Genomic DNA, 17766 nt, shown 5'->3' with positions numbered 1-17766 from the left:
CCCTATTTCCATTCCTGAAACGAAACCACTGGTTCGTAGTCCGGCGCCGCGGCATCCAGAGACAGCTGTATGCGGGATTCACCGGGCCGCTTCCGAAATTGATGGGTCGCTTCACGGCGAACAAAGCGTTCATTCGCTGAACGTGCCGTCAGAACCGCTTTTAGTTGATGGGCGCCATGAGGCAGGTTACCGATATAGAGCCGCTGGACACCGCCCTGCTTCAGGGAGTCACGTTCCTGGTCGGTATAGAGGTGGGAAGCAACTGGCGTGTCGTTCAGGTACAGTTCCACCGAGTCCAGATCCAGCCCCTCCCGATTCCTGAGTGTCAGGAAAACTGCCACTTGCGTGTCGACTGGGTAGAGTACGTTCTCCTCCAGTTGGTACAACGTCTGGCTGAGGTCCGCCACATCGGCTTTCAGGCGGTCGATCTCCTGGTCCAGCGATTCAGCAAAGGCGCTACGCGTCAAACCGAGCTGAGATGCCACCATCATGACCAAAATGACCGGCCACGCCACCCTGACCTGGCGCCCAACCGTTACTGTTTGCTGCGCTCCGGCGACCATACGCTTCCTGCCTCTAGCAATGCTCTGTAACAAACCGGCAGAAAGAGTAACACTTGGTAACAGGCAAGAACGGTATCCAGATCACCAATTGGAAATCCGAAACCGTCGGATTTTTTGACAGGAGCAAAACGTCGAGGAATCTCCCGTTCACGGGAGATGCACGGAAATTATTCTAATCAACTGATTTATATCCACTATTTTAAACTGGCCCCGGATTTGCTCCGAGAGAAGCGCGGGACAGCCTTCTGGCCACCCCGTTTGATATGCCGAGCTTAGCCGATGCTCTCAACCGCATCGGCTTTTTTTATTTGCTCAGTTGTTTCATGGCCGATTCCAGGCCTTCAATGGTCAACGGATACATGTGGTCATTCACCAGCTGACGGGTCATACCGAGCGACCCACCCATGCCCCAGTAGCTCTCCGGCAATGGATTGATCCACACCACCTTGCGGAAGTGATCGGTAATGCGCTGAAACCACGTTGCGCCCGCTTCCTCGTTCCAGTGTTCGATGGACCCGCCGGGGTGTGACACCTCATAGGGCGCCATGGTGGCATCCCCTACAAAGATCACTTTGTAGTCCGGCGTGTACTTGTGAAGAATGTCCCAGGTGCTCGTTGTTTCGTTCATCCGGCGGATGTTGTTTTTCCACACGCTTTCATAGATGAAATTATGAAAGTAAAAGTACTCCATGTGCTTGAATTCGAGCCGAGCAGCCGAAAAGAGCTCCTCGCAGACCCGCACATGAGGGTCCATGGAGCCACCCACGTCGAAGAAGATCAGGACTTTGACCGCATTGTGCCGCTCGGGAACCATCTTCAAGTCGAGGTACCCGGCATTGCGGGCAGTGGAGCGGATAGTATCGTCCATGTCGAGCTGGTCCGCGGCACCCTGGCGGGCAAACTTACGCAGCCGACGCATGGCCACCTTGATATTGCGAATGCCGAGAGTGACGCTGTCGTCCAGGTCCTTGAACTCCCGTTTTTCCCAAACCTTTACGGCGCGGCCATGACGCCCCTTGTTCTGGCCAATGCGAAAACCTTCCGGGTTGTAACCGTTCGCACCAAAGGGTGAGGTACCACCAGTGCCAATCCACTTGTTGCCGCCCTGATGACGCTCCTTCTGCTCTTCCATGCGTTTCTTGAAGGTATCGATCAGCTCTTCCAGCCCGCCGAGGGAATCGATTTTGGCCTTGTCCTCTTCTGACAGCTGCTTTTCAAATTCTGCGCGCAGCCAATCATCCGGAATCAACGCCTGCATCAGGTCATCGAGGTTTTCTATGCCCTCGAAATAGGCCTGGAACGCCCGGTCGAATTTATCGAAATGGCGCTCGTCCTTGACCAGGCAGACACGAGCCAGGTAGTAAAACTCTTCCATATTCGCAAAGGCGAGCCTGTTCTGCAGAGCTTCAAGCAGGTCGAGGAGTTCGCGCAGACTGGCGGGCACCTTGGCCCGCCGGACTTCGAGAAAGAAATCAATCAACATAGGGTGCTGCTCTTGCTGTATTTCAGCTGCGACGACGGGCCATGAAGGCCAACTTCTGCAACAGGTGAACATCCTGCTCGTTCTTCACCAGTGCGCCATACAGCGGCGGCAAGGCGGAACTGGTGTCCTTCTCCTGCAACATTTTGGCAGACAGGTCATCCGCCATCAGCAGTTTGAGCCAATCGATCAGTTCTGAAGTGGACGGCTTCTTCTTCAGCCCTGGCACCTTGCGAACGTCGAAGAAAACTTCCAGCGCATCGCGAACCACCTGCTGCTGCAGACCCGGGAAGTGCACGTCCACGATGCTCTTCATGGTGTCGTGATCCGGGAAGCTGATGTAGTGGAAGAAACAACGGCGCAGGAAAGCGTCCGGCAGTTCCTTTTCGTTGTTACTGGTGATCACGATGATAGGCCGATGCTTGGCACGCACAGACTGCTGTGTCTCGTAGACGAAGAATTCCATGCGATCGAGTTCGAGCAGAAGATCGTTCGGGAACTCGATATCCGCCTTGTCGATTTCATCGATCAGTAGTACCACCTGTTCCTCGGATTCGAAGGCTTCCCACAACTTGCCCTTGACGATGTAGTTGCTGATGTCCTTGACCTTCTCGTCACCGAGCTGGGAATCCCGCAGACGGGAGACCGCATCGTATTCGTACAGTCCCTGTTGGGCCTTAGTGGTGGATTTGATGTGCCAGGGAATCAGGCGCAGGCCGAGGGACGCAGCCATTTCTTCGGCCAGGAGGGTTTTACCAGTGCCGGGCTCGCCCTTGATCAGTAGCGGGCGTTGCAGCGTTATGGCTGCGTTGACGGCCATCTGCAGGTCATCAGTCGCAACATATTTCTCGGTACCGGTAAACTTCATGCTGATAGTGTCCTGTTCAATTAACGGTTAAACGTCTGTTTGAAAATAGACTCAGAGTATAGAGAACCGAAGCCGTTCTGATAAGAGCCCTGTTCGATTAACCGCCAACTACCGATCCTTTCCGCCATCCTTATCGTCGTTTTCAGACTCGTCGTCGGTGGGCTCACTATCCTCATCAGTGGCTGGCAAATCGTCGAACTCGGAGAGATCAAAGTCCTCCAGCCCGAATTCGTCTTCACCGTCCTCCACTTCCGCATCAGCAACGGGGATATCGTCCTCGGGCAACGCTTCGTCTTGCTGGAGTTCCGGCACTTCTTCAGGTTCCGGCAATTCTTCCGGTTCGGGTTCTGGTTCCGGCACCGGTTCTGGTTCAGGTATCTCTGCGGGTACGTCTTCAGGCGCCTGTTCAGGTTCGGGTGCGGCGGTAGCCTCTTCCTCCGGCGTTTCCTCTGCGACCAGGGGCGGCTCCTCGTTGTTGCCCTGATCCTGCGCGGATTTTCTGCGCTTGACGAACAGGAATGCCACCCCGGCGACAGCCACCACACCCAAGGTGCCGGCAGCGGCCCATACCCAGAACGGAATGCCGCTCGCCGCCTCCTCAACGGTGGCCGGCGTTTCCGGTTCCGCCTCTTCCTTATCGACAGGCTGCTCCTCAAGCGGCTTCGGTTCTGGCTCTTCAACCTGGCTGATATCGATCGGCCCGGAACTGGACACAGGCGATTCAATTTCGGGAGCGGGTGAGGCCTCTGGCAACTCATCCTCCATCACTGGCGCTTCCTGCGAGGGCTCGTCAGAAACGACTGCCTCAATTGGGGCTTGTTCGCCCTCGGGCTGAATATATCGGGTAACGGTACTGAAGCGTCGGGAGAACGTTTGACCGTCCGCAACAACGCTGAGTTGGTATTCACCGGCATCAGGCAGTCGTGTGATGGTGTCCGTATAGACGCCGTCCTGCGGCGGCTCATCCGGAGACAACACCTTGTTACCGCTGCGCCCGTCCTCTGAGGTTAATGACACACTGACATCGATAACCCCCAGGAAGTCCCGGTTTTCAATTTTTCGGTCTTCCTCAAAGAAGGCCACCTGAAGGGATACTGGTTCGTTTTCCGTGAATGTTGGCGGGACCGGGCTCACCACCATCCGCAGATCGCTGACGACAGTGACCCGACTGCCCTCACCCAACTCGCCGTTGATCGTCCAGTCGCCCGCCTCAGGATCGGTGACGGTAATCAGGTCGTATTCCGTTTCGCGCACCCAACGCATTCCCTCGGTGGCTGAGTCCGGCCCTGCCTTGGTGCCGCCGGGACTGACCAGTTCAAGCGTTCGGTTGGCGGCAGACTCGTCACCAGCGCGAAAAATCAGCGCGGTAAATTCCTCTACGCCACCATCCACCTGAAAGCCATTATCCTCAATGGGAATCTGCTGCTGCGGTACAGCGGTGTTCAGCGCTTCAAGAAAAGCCAGAGTCAGTGCATCAGCGGACGATGCCAGGGCATAGCGGCCCCCGGTGCGTTCCGCAAGGCTCTTCAAAAGAGAAAGATCTGCCTCCTCGGACAATGCGACGGTATGAAGGGTGGCACCACGGCTGCTCAAATCGTCCAGCAATGCCCCCAGAATCCGCTCACGCTCGCGATCATTGGCGCTCTCGTTGTCGGAGATATCCACTTTGCCATCGGTGAGTAGAATGAAGTCCGTATTGTCGAGGCTCTCCGAGCCCAACAGGTAATCATCACTGGCAACCTGAATCGCCTCCCCCAGATTGGTCCGAAGGGCGACCGAATTGATCTCATCTGAGCGTTCGACAGCCAGCCCCCGCCAGTCATCAGCGACTTTGCCATGGGGCACCAGCATGTTGACGTACTGACCAAAGGTCCAGACTCCGGCATTGGCTTGCCGAGGCAGCATACGCGCCAACAGGCGCACAGCCGGGCGGCGCAGGTTGTCCGGATCGTTGGTTTTCATGGAGCCGGAGATGTCGACAATAATTCGGACATCGGCACTGTCGGGTAACTGCAGGGTTGGCGCCTGCTGTGCAAGCGCCGTAATTGGCAGGATGAGGATGACAGCAAACAGGCGGCTTAGAAGTCGCATCAGGGCAGCTCCATGCGAGGTGGTGATCAAGGAAAGTCTCAGCGTTTAACCAGCCGGTATCTGACGAGGTCAAGAACCCACACCAACACCATAACCAGGGATGCTATGCCCATGTTCACAAAGGCCCGGCCCGCGTTGGCGGCATCACCCAGAATGGTTTCGTAGCCGCCGTGCAACCAGGCCGGCATCCACCAGCCAGCTACCTCACCGGACTCGACCGGGGTCAACAGGAGGACAATCAACGCGGCCTGCAACAGCGTGCGGATGGCATAAACCGGAATTACCCGAAACAGGCGGGATATGGTGTAGAAGAACACCACGAAGGCGACGGCGTACAGGGCCCAGAATATTCCGTAAGCAAGGTTTGTTTCTGCGTCTATCATCAAAGGATCCAGTGAATTATGTGTTCTTCCCAATCGTCTTCCGGTACATCGGCTTCCGAGATCACGCGATTACGCACCGATACACCCGCTTCATGAACCGTATCGGGGTCACCCGACCGTAGCGGGTGCCAGTCTGCAAGCGCACGCCCTTCCGCCAGTGTGCGGTAGGCACAGGTATACGGCAGCCAATGGTAGTCGCTCAGCGTATCCGGTGTCAGCACCGTGCATGCAGGCACTTTCTGCAAACGCTCGGAGTACACGCTGCACTGACAGGTGTCCTGCTCCATGTAACGGCATACCAGCTCAGTGTAGTAGACATCGCCGGTGTCTTCGTCTTCCAGCTTGGCCAGACAACATTTTCCGCAGCCGTCACACAGGGACTCCCATTCCTTGGCGGTCATCTCATGGAGACGTTTGCGTTGCCAGAACGGAATCTCTGCAATCATTCCCGGCCGGGCTCCGGTTTACGGCGAAAGTCTACAACGTAGCCGCTGGATTCCTCAGGCATCTGCAGGAAGAAATCCTTGTCGGCAATAGCCTCCAGAACCTGCTTGCCAGACGTTCGGGCAAGCTTCCGTTCCGGTGTCATGATCAGGTCCATGGCGTGTATTGGCTGGCCGAATATGCCCCGCAGGCTATCCGGCAGTTCATCCCAGGCCTGGCCCCGTCGAACGTAGATATACGTGTCCGGCTTCTTACTGCTGCGAAACACCGACACAAAGGTCTTTTCGGTCATGATTTCAGTAATTCCTCAATCTGTTCCTGCACCGGTGCCAGGAGGTCACGGCGCCAGCCCTCGTCAAACAGCCCGGCAGCCAGGTTTCGCTGTTGTACAACAGCCTCAAGACGCTTGCGAGGCGCCAGCAGTTCCACCGGCACATCCCGTTCCTCCGCCGCCTTCACCATCAGGCGTTTGAGCTGTTTATAGAACATCTGGTCCTGGCGGCTCAGCGGAGCGGCAATAACGTCGATGCCGGAATTATCCGCGGTCGATGCCTCCGCAACCATATTAATAATCGTATCCCCGTAGCGCCTGACCACGGCCGGAGGCAAGCCCTGGGTATTCGATAGCTCCCGTACTGACTGTGGCAGTCTCTGGGCGATGGCAATCAGCAGCGCATCGGCCACAACACGGTTGCGGGGCCGATCCCGGAGGCGCGACTCATGTTCCCGCCAACACACCAGGGTTTTCAGCACCCCCTGCTGTTGGCGGCTCAATGTCCAGCCGCCGCGCAGTTTCAGGTAATGGCTGTCGGGATTATCCTGGGCTGCCAGTTCCTTTGAAAATCGAGTGGATTCGTCAGCCAATGCCGCTTCAAGGCCCCGTTTCTGCAACCGAGTAATCACCCAGTGATACAAGGGAACAAGGAAGCGAACGTCATCCAGAGCGTAGCGTTCCTGAGCCGCGGAAAGCGGGCGAGAAACCCAATCCGAGCGCGTCGCCGATTTATCCAGTGATTCACCGAAGAGAGTTTCCACCAGCCGGGCATAACCGACGGAAAAGCCGGCACCGCCCAGCGCGGCGCCGATCTGCAGGTCGAGAATGCCCTCCGGTTCCAGCTGCAACCAGTGCCGGAACAGTTCCAGATCCTCACTCATGGCGTATAGCAATTTGGGGGTGTCCGGGTCGGTGAGCGCGTTGCGAAAGCCCTCTGACGCCTCTGCGACCGACGGGTCTACCAGGCAGAACCGCTGCCCCATCCCCAACTGGACCAGACCAGGAATCGGGAAGAAGGTGTTGACCCGTTCGAACTCGGTATCCAGTGCAAGCGGTTCGCCTTGCCCTTCGGCAAGCCAGCGGTCCAGGTCGTCCGGCTCCCGAATCCAGGTAACCGTGTCGGGAGCCGCAGGAACGGAAGCGGCCGGGGTGTTGGAATCCATATAATAATCCCGGTCAGGTTTAATCAGTCAGAGGTTTTCGGCCACGGAAGGCATGGGTCAGGGTAAATCCGTCAACATAACCCAGTTCGCCCCCCACCGGGATACCATGGGCAAGACGGGTAATCAGGATATTGCGGCCATCCAGCCTGTCGGCAATGTAGTGGGCAGTCGCCTCACCTTCCACAGTTGGATTGGTCGCAAGGATCAGCTCCGTCACCCCTTCTCCGTGGATGCGTTGCAGCAGCCGCTCAATACCGATTTCCTCGGGGCCCACGCCGTCGATGGGCGACAGATGCCCCATCAACACGAAGTAGCTGCCGCGATAATCGCCCGCCTGCTCAATGGCAAGAAGGTCGGAGGGGCTTTCCACCACGCAGAGCGTACCATTCCGTCGTTCAGGGTTTTCGCAGATATTGCAGGTAGGCGTATCGGCGAAGTTCTGGCAGCTCTCACAGCGGCGCACACCGGTCATGGCACGATCCAGTGCGTCAGAAAGCCGCGAGCCTCCAGAGCGGCCGCGCTCCAGCAGGTGGAAGGCCATACGCTGGGCCGTTTTCTGACCGACGCCAGGCAGACAGCGGAGAGACTCCACCAGTTCGTCTACCAACGGACTAAAAGCCATCAGCTATCCTCGATCAGAACGGCATCTTGAAGCCCGGAGGCATACCCATACCGGACATCATGCCGGACATTTTGTCTTTCTGGTTTTCCTCAACACGGCGCACGGCGTCGTTGATAGCAGCCGCCAGCAGGTCTTCCAGAATCTCCTTGTCTTCGCTCAGCAGGGACGGATCGATATCCACTTTCCGCACGTCATGACGACCGTTCATAGTCACCTTGACCAGGCCCGCGCCGGCTTCGCCGGTAATCTCGGCCTTGGCGGCCTCTTCCTGGGCCTTCTTCATTTCTTCCTGCATCTGCTGGGCCTTTTTCATCAGGTCGCCCATATTGTTCATCACGCTCACCTTCTACAGAATTGCCTTAGAGAGTTGCCACCACGTGGCTCCAACCGCAGACCTTAGCCGGACTTTGCCTGATTCGGCGGCCGGATACTGTTTTCGACGACCCGAGCCTCGAATCGTTCAACAATCGACTGCACTGCGGGATCACTGCGAATTGAGTCTTCCGCTGCCTTCTGGCGCGCCTGCCGCTGGCGCTCTTCCCAGGCAGCCGGCGTTTTGCCCTCAGCATCGCCCTGCTCCACACGCAGGGTTATGGTGGCGCCAAACCGATTCCTCAACGCCTCGATAATTTTTTCTTCATGGCGGGCGTTCAACAACCGTGCGTGACCTTCATCGATGGTCAGCACGATTTCATCGCCGTTGCGAGTCATAGCCGCATTACTGGCGAGGTTACCCGGCATGCCCACAATGCCCAGGCTGCGAAAATCACGTTCCCAGACAAATTCGCCGGTATCCGCAGGTTCTTCGATCGGTTCGGCCGGCTCAGTCGATTCGGTCGACGCTGCTGATTCTACCTGGGGCACATCGGCCTGAGGCGCTTCGACGTATTCCGGCTCAGGCGCTACGGGCTCGGGCTCATAATCCTCCGTGCTGGCCGCTTCGGCCGCTGCAGATTCAGCCGCTTCATCCAGGCTCGCCAGCCAGGCAGCGTCAGGCTCCTCTGGCGCGGGAGCGGGTTGGGATTCCAGTACGGGCTCCTGGGCTTCCGGTTGAGGCTCCGGCTGGGGCGTCGGTTCGGTTCGTTGTTCTGGCTCTGCCCGCTGTTCTGAATCTGGCTGTTGAGGCGCTTGTTCAGGCTCAACAGCCGCTGTTATTGTCTCCGACGCTGCCGGGCCAGGCTCAGGGTCTTCCCGGGACTCCTGCCCTGATGATGACGTCCCGGAGGCCACCACCGGTGGTTCACGGCGGTCAGTGCCAGGCCGGAAGGCCAGCATTCGCAGCAACGTCATCTCAAACCCCATGCGGGCATCGGGAGTGACCGCCAGGTCCTTACGGCCCATCAGCGCGGCCTGATAGAAGAGTTGCGCGTCTTCCGCGCTCAGCCGGCGCGCCAGGGATTCCACCTGCGCGGCATCCCCAAGGGCATTATCGACACTGCCCGGCACCACCTGTTCCATCGTCACCCGATGGAACAGCGACAACAGGTCCGCCAGGATCACGCTGTAATCCGGCGCAAAATCGGAAATACGATTGATCTCGGACAGCAGCGCGGGCCCGTCGTCTTCCACCAGCGCATTCACCAGGTTCTCGATATCGCTTTGATCAATCGTGCCCAGCATGTTGCTGACATCACTGCCGCTGAGCGTCTGATTGCCGAAGGCAATGGCCTGGTCTGTCAGGCTCAGGGCGTCCCGCATACTGCCATCCGCGGCACGTGCCAATAGCCACAGGGCCGGTTCTTCGAAAGGAATGCCTTCCTGGGTCAGCACGTGGCGCAGGTGCCCGGCAATGTGTTCGGGCGTCATCCGCTTGAGGTTGAACTGCAGGCAACGGGACAACACGGTCACCGGCAGCTTCTGGGGATCCGTGGTCGCCAGCAGGAATTTGACGTGTTCCGGGGGTTCTTCAAGGGTCTTGAGGAAAGCGTTAAAGGACTGGTTGGTCAACATATGTACCTCGTCAATGAGGTACACCTTGAAGCGGCCACGGGTTGGCGAGTACTGGACGTTATCGGTGAGTTCCCGCATATCATCCACGCCAGTACGGGAGGCTGCGTCGATTTCGATCAAATCAACAAACCGCCCTTCCTGGATTTCCTGGCAACTGGAGCAGGTTCCACACGGCGTGGCGGTAACGCCGGTTTCGCAGTTCAGGCATCGGGCCAGCAATCGGCCAATGGTTGTTTTGCCTACGCCCCGGGTACCGGTAAACAGATAGGCGTGGTGCAGCCGCTGGTTGTCCAGGGCGTGGATCAGTGCCTGGAGCACATGCTCCTGGCCGACCATATCTTCGAATGTCCGGGGGCGCCACTTACGGGCAAGTACCTGGTAGCTCATGTTCTGCCAACTGCCGTTAAAAATGGGTTTAACCATAGCACGGTCAGGATGTTAGAAGAAGCCAACAAGAAGCAATCAGAGAGGGATAATCGGGGGCGTTAAAAGGAAAAATCTGGGGGTGACTCCATCAGCGACACTCCGGCACACAAGTCCACCGCTTCGGCTGCTCCCTTCCGGGCCTGACCGGGTTCACGGTTTATCGTTGCGGAGGCACCAATGGAGCCACCATAACGGGCTTTGGGGCGAAATCCCTCAAAGCGGCGCGCATATTAGCAAAAGGGTTCCGGCACTACAATGGCAGCGGCACTTCATCGCATCGGAACCAGCAGGCGACGCTGTAACGGGTACGGTGGGCCGGCAACACCTCATGGGGAATTTCTTCGCTCATAAACAGCGCCATCCGCCCTGCCAGTGGCAATACGACGCCACATACCTCGTTCTCGTTTTCACGATTGAAAATCTGCAACGCGCCGCCGTCGGCCTCCTGCCAACCCTCATTAAGGTACAAAACCAGGCTGACAACCCGCGACGCCCTGCCCTGGAAGCTATCCACATGGCGACGGTAGAAATCACCGTTGTGATAGGTGGCGTAGTGTGCCTCAAACCGTTTCAACCCCAGGAACAACCGCTCATTCAACCCCAGCCTGACCGACTCGAAGAACTCGAACAACGCCGCCTGAACCGGCGTCACGCCCTGCAGCCACGCAATCTTGTCTCGCCTTACGGATCTGTCCTGGAGCAAGTCCTGACCACGCCCCACACCCGCCTTACGCAGTGCCTCGGTCCGGTCCAATATCCGAACTTCACTACGAAGCCCCTTCAAAAGGGATGGAGTTAACAGCACAGACACATCCTGGCTCATCCAGCCGTGCTCCGTTAGACCATCCGCCAAGTCATCCAGCCACTGATCGCCTCCCGGCGTCGATAGGTCGACTCCGGCCTGGCAAGACTCGGGAACTGAGGCAGCAATCTGGTCAATCATTCATCAAACTCCGACGGGGACGGCCGATTTTATGATGGTTTCTCGCCGTAAGCACAGTTTTAATTTACCCTGAGTATAGGGACATGCCGTAACGCTTGCGGCACCTCAGACCGACAATCCATTGACCACCCAGAAAGCTGTAACGAGGCACTACGTGACACTAAAACCCGGGCACTGGTCGTTCACCCGATGGACAACCATCGGGCAACTGGAAGCCATGGAGGTACACCACCCCTTGTTCCACGCCCGCCTTTTCCTGCAGGGCGCTCACCTTACTCACTTTGCCGCCCGTGACGAACCACACTGGCTGTGGATAAGCGACACCGCGCGCTTTGAACCCGGCGTGGCCATCCGTGGTGGCATCCCGATATGCTGGCCCTGGTTTGGGGCGCCCGAGAAAAATCCCCCGGAAGTTCGCCGCAGGCTGCTGACCACCAGCTCCCACGGTTTCGCCCGCACAGCAGTGTGGAAGCTGGAGGATGTCAGGGAAACCGCGCACGACGTGGAAATCAGCCTGTCACTTGATGCAAACAGTGACTTTTCTGATGCCTGGGACGGCCGCGCCCGGTTACTGATGACCTTCCACTTCTCGGCTGACGGCTGCCAACTGGCGTTGACCACCACCAATCCGGGTTCGGAACCGCTGGCGTTTACCCAGGCACTTCACACCTATCTTCCGACCCCGGACATTTCCAAAACGCTGGTCAGAGGCCTCGAAAACTGCGGATACGTGGACTCCCTGAAAGACTGGAGCTACCACACACAGCAAGGGCCAGTGAGCTTCGAGGGTGAAACCGACCGCATCTATGAAAGCGGCAATTCGCTGATCGTTGAAACCCCATCAGGGAACCGGCGCATCACCGCCATCGGCAGCGACTCCACGGTTGTCTGGAATCCGGGGCCGGAGAAAGCGGCACGATTGTCGGATTTCCCCGACGTTGCCTGGGAGTCCATGCTGTGCGTTGAAAGTGCCAATGCCCTCGGCGATTACCGGGTGCTGAATACAGGCCAGAGTCATACCCTTGGCGTTATGATAGGAAAAGAGTAGAAACCACATGGGTCTAACATCGATTCTGAAGTCACGGTTGATCCCGGCGGAGCTGGAGAACCACATCAACCGCATCCGCAAGCCGATAGGTTCTCTGGGATACGATCCCTGGGGCTACAACAACGAAGTGATGAAGTACGGCTTCTCCCTTACCCGCCAGATCTATGAAAAATATTTTCGGGTCGAAGCCACCGGCGTTGACAAAATCCCGTCAGAGGGACCGGTGCTGATCGTCCCGAATCACAGTGGGCAACTGCCGATTGATGGCCTGTTGATTGCTTACGCCCTCGCCTCCCGCGAGCATAACCCCCGCATTCCCCGGGCGATGATCGAACGCTTTTTTCCGACGGTCCCCTACCTTGGCAATTTGCTGAACGAATTTGGCGCGGTTTTGGGCGATCCCACCAATTGCGCCAAGATGCTGGCCAACGGCGAGGCCGTCATCGTATTCCCCGAAGGCATTCGCGGGTCTGGCAAGCTGTATCAGGATCGCTACCAGCTCAAGCGGTTCGGTAACGGCTTCATGCACCTGGCCATGAAGTACAAGGCACCCATTGTGCCAGTGGGCGTGGTCGGGTGTGAGGAAACCATTCCCGCCATCGCCAACATCAAACCACTGGCTCGGTGGCTCGGCATTCCCTACGCTCCGGTGGCCATGCCGTTTGTCTTGCCGGCCAAAGTCCACCTGAACTTTGGCGATCCAATGGTGTTTGACGACCTGGAAATTCCCGAAGAACAGGTGACAGAGCGGGTTGAACAGGTGAAGGCAGCGATCAGTGAATTGATCGATACCGGACTGAGCGAAAGGAAAAGGCTGTTCTGATGGTTGAAAAAAGCAGACCCCAGATTCTTGTAACAGGTGCAGCCGGCGCCCTGGCTCAACAGGTAATCAGCCGCCTGCGGGATACCTGCAACCTCGTTGCCGTGGATTTTCGAGAACAGGTCTATCTGGGCGACGATATCCCCAGCTACTGCATCGACTTCAACAAACGCTCCTTCGAAGACCTTTTCCGGCGTTACCGGTTTGATGGCGTCATTCATCTCGGCCGCATCATGTCGAGCCAGCTCACCCGAATGCGCCGGTACAACGCCAACGTTCTCGGTACCCAGAAACTGCTGGACTTGAGCCACAAGTACAACATCAAAAGGGTGGTGGTCCTGTCGACCTTCCACGTCTATGGCGCGGTGGCCTACAACCCGGCGCTGATAGACGAGGAAGCTCCGCTGAAAAGTGCGGGGCTGAGCGCGGACCTGATTGATTCCGTGGAACTGGAGAACCTGGCCAACATCTACCTGTGGCGCTACCCGGACCTGAATATCACCATTCTGCGGCCCTGCAACATTGTCGGCCCAGGCGTGCGCAACTCCATCAGCACCTTGCTGGGCATGGAACGGGCACCTGTTCTGGCCGGTTTTTCACCGATGATGCAGTTTATCCATATCGATGACATGGCGGATGCCATCGTGCTGGCTTACAACAAACCCCAGCGGGGAATTTTCAATGTCGCGCCGCAGGACTGGGTGGCCTACCAGCATGCGTTGAAGCTCTGCGGCTGCGGCCGCATACCAGTACCATCCATTCCCCCCATACTGCCCAGGATGATACTGCGCACACTCAACCTGCGAAGTTTTCCTTCGTACCTGATGCACTTTTTCAAGTATCCTGTAGTCATCGACGGCAGGGCGTTCGCCAGGGAATTCGGTTTCACTCCCAGGCGCCCGCTAAAAGAGATATTCCGGTTCTACCGGGAGAACAAGAAGCCGGTGTGAACGGCACAGGATCGAAATCGGTGCCGTTATGGAAAGTGGCGCATAGCGCAGGAAGCGAAACATGTTGAATAATTTCAGCCTGATCAGTCATTCCACGGCAGCCATTGCCTTTGGGTTGCTATCGCTGCTGATTGCCACACGATACCTGCGCCGGGACATTGATCGTTCTTTGCTCCTCGCCGCCGTGGTCACCACGCTGTGGGCCGGCTCACTTGTTACCCAAAGCCTTTGGGGCGAACCAAGCTTTTTTATTCGCTACCTGCTGGAACTTCTGCGTGATGCCGCGTGGATTACCGTCCTCTTCGCCCTACTTCGCGATTCATTCCGGTCTGCCAATCTTGTCGGTCGCCTACGAAAAGTGCTGGCGGCAGCCACCCTGATCCTGGTTGCTCTCCTACTCGGCAGCGGTGTCCTGGAATATTTCTTCGGGCTCAGCATTCTGGACGGTAAAACCAAAGTGGTTGGCCAGATAGCCCTATCCTTACTCGGCTTATCGCTGATTGAGCAGATCTGGCGAAACTCCGTGTCATTCGGTCGGTCCAGCATGAAGTATGTCTGTATTGCCGTTGGCAGCCTGTTTGCCTTTGATTTCTTCATGTATGCCGACACCCTGCTCTTTGGCCAGGTCTCGGAGTCGTTCTGGAACGCCCGTGGCCTGGTCAACGCTGCACTGGTGCCCTTGTTTGCTGTCAACGTGATTAACACCCGCAAACAGCCAGTGGATTTCCAGCTCTCCCGTTCAGCCGTCTTCCACGCCGGAGCCCTGATACTCGCCGGTGGTTACCTGTTGTTCCTGTCACTGGGTGGCTACTACGTCAAAACCCTGGGAGGCGAATGGGGCGACGCCCTGCAGGTACTCTTCTTCAGCATCGCACTGGTATTCCTCGTCACCCTGCTGGTCTCGCGCCGTGTGCGTTCCCGGCTAATGGTGTTTATCAGCCAGAACTTTTTCGATTACAAATACGACTACCGCGACGAATGGCTGAAAATGACCCGGGAAATGGCCGACCTCAGCGACAGCCCGCCACTTCCGGAACGGGTCATCCGCATTCTTTCGAGCCTGGTTGAAAGCAACGCCGGCGCACTCTGGATACGAGAGGAAAGAGGCGACTTCATCCTCAAGAACGCAGTCAACATGGTCACGCCCAAGTACACGACCATCGACGCCAACTCCGAACTTGTCCGCTTCTTTGGGGAACGGGAGTGGATTATCGACCTTCATGAATATCGTGGCGATCCGGTCAGCTACAACCTGCTGGAGATCCCCGACCCGATATCACATACACCGGATGGTTGGCTGGTCATTCCCCTATACCTCAGCAACGACTTATACGGTATTGCCATGGTCGGCAACCCTTACGCGCGCGTTGAACTCAACTGGGAGAACTTTGACCTGATCAAGGTTGTCGCCCGACAGACCTGTAACCTGCTTGCACAAACTGACGCCCAGAACCGGCTTTCCAGGGCCATGCAGTTTGAGGCCGTAAGCAAAGCGTCTGCCTTCATGGTGCATGACCTGAAAACACTGATTGCTCAACTATCGTTGCTGGTGAAAAACGCCCCCAGGCACCGGAACAACCCGGCCTTTATCGACGATATGATTCACACCACTGACCATGCCGTGCGCAAGATGTCGAACCTGGTGGATCACATCCGCAAGCCAGCGGACGAAACCCTGGTGACCGAAGTGATCGACCTGACTGAGGTTGTCAGCCAGTTGGCGGAGCACTACTCCCGCCGCCAACCTGCACCGAGGGTTGCCGATAATCCCGGAAACATTTTCATCAATGCCGATCGGGAGCAACTCTACAGTATTCTCGGCCACCTGATTCAGAATGCGCAGGATGCCACCCCACCCGATGGCGAAATCACTCTCACCCTGAAAACCGCCAAGGGCAACGTTGTGCTGTTCATCCAGGACACCGGTTCCGGCATGACCGAGGACTTTATCCAGACCCAGTTATTCAAACCGTTCGAAAGTACCAAGGGGCTGACGGGCATGGGCATTGGTGCCTATCAGGCCAGGGAGTATGTGCGCAATGTTGGGGGTAATATAGATGTAACCAGCGAACCGGACCTGGGCTCCTGTTTCTCAATCCGGTTCCCGCTTGCCCGGTTCAAACCGGAACAGGCCCCGGAAGAACCCGAGCGACTGATTACCGGCGACCCACTGCCGCAGCAGAATGCCAAATAATTGGCGAAACCGAAATACAACGAACACTATCATTGCAAAGTGTCAATCTTCGGTTAAGAATCAGGGTTTAGAGGATTGATCGCAAGACCGTCACCATTACAAAAAGGGATTTGTAACCGTTGTGAGTAGACGACTGCTAATCGTAGAAGATGATCCGGGTTTACAAAGCCAGATGCGCTGGTGTTTCAGCGAAGATCTGGAAGTAAGCGTTGCGGCTGACCGGGAGTCAGCCCTGACCGCACTGCGTCGAAGCGAACCCGATGTCATTACTCTGGATCTGGGTCTGCCTCCGGATCCAGGTGGTGCAAAAGAAGGCTTTCTACTGCTTGAAGAAATTCTTCGGTTGTCGCCCATGACCAAGATCATTGTGGTCACCGGACGGGAAGACAAGGAGAACGCCGTCAAGGCCATCGGCATGGGGGCCAGTGACTTCTACCAGAAGCCGCTGGACGCGGACATTCTGACCTTCGTGGTGAACCGTGCCTTGCGATTGGCCGAACTGGAACGTGACAACCGGGAGCTGGCCCGTCAGCGTAATGGCACCAACATCAAAGGTATCGTCGCGGCCAGCCCACAGATGCTTGGCATCTGTCGCACCCTCGAAAAAGTGGCCCCCACCGACGTCACTACCCTGATTACCGGTGAAACCGGCACGGGCAAGGAGCTGCTGGCAAGGGCGCTTCATGATTTGAGCCACCGCTTCGATAAACCTTTTGCGGCCATTAACTGTGCCGCTATTCCTGAGAACCTCCTTGAAAGCGAACTCTTTGGCTTTGAGAAGGGCTCGTTCACCGGCGCCACCCAGAGCAAGAAAGGCAAAATCGAAAGCGCCAATGGCGGCACCCTATTCCTGGACGAGATTGGCGACATGCCCATGCCCCTCCAGGCCAAGCTGCTCCGCTTTCTCCAGGAGCGCGTGGTCGATCGGGTGGGCTCGGTCAACCCGGTTCCTGTCGATGTCCGCGTGGTGTGCGCAACTCACCGGGACGTACAGCAGTTGATCGATCAGGAGACTTTCCGCGAGGACCTTTATTACCGGATCAGTGAAATTACTCTCGACGTTCCCGCACTTCGTGAGCGCGAAGGCGACGCCCTCGTTGTTGCGCAGTCGCTGTTGCAGTCATTGGGCAAACAAATGGATCGGCCCAACCTGGCCTTTACCGAAGACGCCATCAAGGCCATCAAGACACACCCATGGCCCGGCAACGTGCGTGAAATGATCAACAAGGTGAAAAGGGCCACAATCATGGCCGACGGCAAACGTGTTACCGCCGCCGACCTTGAGCTAAACTGCGACCTTGAAGGCCCCGAAAGCCAACTGAATCTCAGGCAGGTCAGGGAAAATGCGGAACGTGCCGCCATTGTGCAGGCACTGCAATCCTGTAGCTTTAATATGGCGCAGGCCTCACGTCTGCTCGGCGTAACCCGACCAACGCTGTATAACCTGACTGATAAATATCGGATTGAAACATCCCCCGAATCGTCAGGCGCCTGAATAGCAGGCAAGGAATCCAGAACAAGACCCGATAAGGAAAAGGACCAGGGCC

Annotated in this window: 17 protein-coding genes and 1 other RNA gene; 5 read left to right on the top strand and 13 right to left on the bottom strand. The window is 57.1% G+C overall.

Annotation, left to right across the window (positions count from 1 at the left end):
• Positions 1 to 2: 2 nt before the first annotated feature.
• The 13 genes from B2590_RS13030 to B2590_RS12970 form a co-directional block, all read right to left on the bottom strand.
• Entirely contained in the window at positions 3 to 491 is a 489-nt protein-coding gene (locus B2590_RS13030) for a hypothetical protein (RefSeq protein ID WP_036205916.1), read from the bottom strand.
• 376 nt (positions 492 to 867) lie between these two features.
• A complete protein-coding gene (locus B2590_RS13025; RefSeq protein ID WP_007152565.1) occupies positions 868 to 2046 on the bottom strand; it encodes a vWA domain-containing protein in 1179 nt (392 codons plus the stop codon).
• Between the two features lie 22 nt (positions 2047 to 2068).
• On the bottom strand, positions 2069 to 2911 hold the full coding sequence (locus tag B2590_RS13020; protein WP_075196100.1) for an AAA family ATPase: 843 nt from the start codon (positions 2909 to 2911) through the stop codon (positions 2069 to 2071).
• A 108-nt stretch (positions 2912 to 3019) separates the two neighbouring features.
• A complete protein-coding gene (locus tag B2590_RS13015) occupies positions 3020 to 5002 on the bottom strand; it encodes a VWA domain-containing protein (RefSeq protein ID WP_091641145.1) in 1983 nt (660 codons plus the stop codon).
• A 38-nt stretch (positions 5003 to 5040) separates the two neighbouring features.
• The gene (locus tag B2590_RS13010; protein ID WP_036205445.1) at positions 5041 to 5385 is read right to left on the bottom strand and encodes a hypothetical protein; all 345 of its coding nucleotides are present in this window, start codon (positions 5383 to 5385) and stop codon (positions 5041 to 5043) included.
• Positions 5385 to 5831, bottom strand: a complete 447-nt coding sequence (locus tag B2590_RS13005) for a YcgN family cysteine cluster protein (protein WP_036205444.1) — start codon at positions 5829 to 5831, stop codon at positions 5385 to 5387. The genes B2590_RS13010 and B2590_RS13005 overlap by 1 nt, the downstream gene beginning before the upstream one ends.
• On the bottom strand, positions 5828 to 6121 hold the full coding sequence (locus B2590_RS13000) for a YcgL domain-containing protein (protein WP_036205443.1): 294 nt from the start codon (positions 6119 to 6121) through the stop codon (positions 5828 to 5830). The genes B2590_RS13005 and B2590_RS13000 overlap by 4 nt, the downstream gene beginning before the upstream one ends.
• On the bottom strand, positions 6118 to 7266 hold the full coding sequence (locus B2590_RS12995) for a ribonuclease D (protein WP_286810688.1): 1149 nt from the start codon (positions 7264 to 7266) through the stop codon (positions 6118 to 6120). Before B2590_RS12995 ends, B2590_RS13000 begins: the two co-directional genes overlap by 4 nt.
• Before the next feature lie 19 nt (positions 7267 to 7285).
• Positions 7286 to 7888, bottom strand: coding sequence for a recombination mediator RecR (gene recR, locus B2590_RS12990; protein WP_036205441.1), 603 nt, complete (start codon positions 7886 to 7888; stop codon positions 7286 to 7288).
• Positions 7889 to 7901: 13 nt separating this feature from the next.
• On the bottom strand, positions 7902 to 8225 hold the full coding sequence (locus B2590_RS12985) for a YbaB/EbfC family nucleoid-associated protein (protein WP_174447635.1): 324 nt from the start codon (positions 8223 to 8225) through the stop codon (positions 7902 to 7904).
• A 59-nt stretch (positions 8226 to 8284) separates the two neighbouring features.
• Entirely contained in the window at positions 8285 to 10225 is a 1941-nt protein-coding gene (gene dnaX, locus B2590_RS12980; protein ID WP_286847956.1) for a DNA polymerase III subunit gamma/tau, read from the bottom strand.
• Positions 10226 to 10347: 122 nt separating this feature from the next.
• An RNA gene (gene ffs, locus B2590_RS12975) (signal recognition particle sRNA small type) lies at positions 10348 to 10444 on the bottom strand.
• A 70-nt stretch (positions 10445 to 10514) separates the two neighbouring features.
• The gene (locus tag B2590_RS12970; RefSeq protein ID WP_036205439.1) at positions 10515 to 11207 is read right to left on the bottom strand and encodes a 2OG-Fe(II) oxygenase; all 693 of its coding nucleotides are present in this window, start codon (positions 11205 to 11207) and stop codon (positions 10515 to 10517) included.
• A gap of 154 nt (positions 11208 to 11361) precedes the next feature.
• On the opposite strand from B2590_RS12970, the gene B2590_RS12965 reads away from it, so the two are divergent.
• The 5 genes from B2590_RS12965 (at position 11362) to prsR (ending at position 17714) form a co-directional block, all read left to right on the top strand.
• Positions 11362 to 12255, top strand: a complete 894-nt coding sequence (locus B2590_RS12965; RefSeq protein WP_286810686.1) for a D-hexose-6-phosphate mutarotase — start codon at positions 11362 to 11364, stop codon at positions 12253 to 12255.
• A 7-nt stretch (positions 12256 to 12262) separates the two neighbouring features.
• The gene (locus B2590_RS12960; protein WP_286810685.1) at positions 12263 to 13078 is read left to right on the top strand and encodes a lysophospholipid acyltransferase family protein; all 816 of its coding nucleotides are present in this window, start codon (positions 12263 to 12265) and stop codon (positions 13076 to 13078) included.
• Positions 13078 to 14025, top strand: a complete 948-nt coding sequence (locus tag B2590_RS12955) for an SDR family oxidoreductase (RefSeq protein WP_036205431.1) — start codon at positions 13078 to 13080, stop codon at positions 14023 to 14025. Before B2590_RS12960 ends, B2590_RS12955 begins: the two co-directional genes overlap by 1 nt.
• Positions 14026 to 14086: 61 nt before the next feature.
• Positions 14087 to 16219: an XrtA/PEP-CTERM system histidine kinase PrsK gene (prsK, locus tag B2590_RS12950; RefSeq protein WP_036205430.1), complete on the top strand. Its 2133-nt coding sequence runs from the start codon at positions 14087 to 14089 to the stop codon at positions 16217 to 16219.
• A gap of 121 nt (positions 16220 to 16340) precedes the next feature.
• Entirely contained in the window at positions 16341 to 17714 is a 1374-nt protein-coding gene (gene prsR / locus B2590_RS12945) for a PEP-CTERM-box response regulator transcription factor (protein ID WP_036205429.1), read from the top strand.
• Positions 17715 to 17766: the final 52 nt, after the last annotated feature.

Origin of the sequence: Marinobacter sp. UBA3604, assembly GCF_002375325.1 — a bacterium.
In the GTDB taxonomy this organism is placed as follows: Bacteria; Pseudomonadota; Gammaproteobacteria; order Pseudomonadales; family Oleiphilaceae; genus Marinobacter; species Marinobacter salarius.
The sequence above is the reverse complement of the archived record's forward strand: the minus strand, read 5'-3'. Positions and strand labels throughout refer to the sequence as shown.

What these genes read in the sequence shown, in the direction of transcription:
- B2590_RS13030 (WP_036205916.1), bottom strand. Translation starts at nt 491, where the DNA reads ATGATGGTGGCATCTCAGCTCGGTTTGACGCGTAGCGCCTTTGCTGAA.
- B2590_RS13025 (WP_007152565.1), bottom strand. Translation starts at nt 2,046, where the DNA reads ATGTTGATTGATTTCTTTCTCGAAGTCCGGCGGGCCAAGGTGCCCGCC.
- B2590_RS13020 (WP_075196100.1), bottom strand. Translation starts at nt 2,911, where the DNA reads ATGAAGTTTACCGGTACCGAGAAATATGTTGCGACTGATGACCTGCAG.
- B2590_RS13015 (WP_091641145.1), bottom strand. Translation starts at nt 5,002, where the DNA reads ATGCGACTTCTAAGCCGCCTGTTTGCTGTCATCCTCATCCTGCCAATT.
- B2590_RS13010 (WP_036205445.1), bottom strand. Translation starts at nt 5,385, where the DNA reads ATGATAGACGCAGAAACAAACCTTGCTTACGGAATATTCTGGGCCCTG.
- B2590_RS13005 (WP_036205444.1), bottom strand. Translation starts at nt 5,831, where the DNA reads ATGATTGCAGAGATTCCGTTCTGGCAACGCAAACGTCTCCATGAGATG.
- B2590_RS13000 (WP_036205443.1), bottom strand. Translation starts at nt 6,121, where the DNA reads ATGACCGAAAAGACCTTTGTGTCGGTGTTTCGCAGCAGTAAGAAGCCG.
- B2590_RS12995 (WP_286810688.1), bottom strand. Translation starts at nt 7,266, where the DNA reads ATGGATTCCAACACCCCGGCCGCTTCCGTTCCTGCGGCTCCCGACACG.
- recR (WP_036205441.1), bottom strand. Translation starts at nt 7,888, where the DNA reads ATGGCTTTTAGTCCGTTGGTAGACGAACTGGTGGAGTCTCTCCGCTGT.
- dnaX (WP_286847956.1), bottom strand. Translation starts at nt 10,225, where the DNA reads ATGAGCTACCAGGTACTTGCCCGTAAGTGGCGCCCCCGGACATTCGAA.
- B2590_RS12970 (WP_036205439.1), bottom strand. Translation starts at nt 11,207, where the DNA reads ATGATTGACCAGATTGCTGCCTCAGTTCCCGAGTCTTGCCAGGCCGGA.
- B2590_RS12960 (WP_286810685.1), top strand. Translation starts at nt 12,263, where the DNA reads ATGGGTCTAACATCGATTCTGAAGTCACGGTTGATCCCGGCGGAGCTG.
- B2590_RS12955 (WP_036205431.1), top strand. Translation starts at nt 13,078, where the DNA reads ATGGTTGAAAAAAGCAGACCCCAGATTCTTGTAACAGGTGCAGCCGGC.
- prsK (WP_036205430.1), top strand. Translation starts at nt 14,087, where the DNA reads ATGTTGAATAATTTCAGCCTGATCAGTCATTCCACGGCAGCCATTGCC.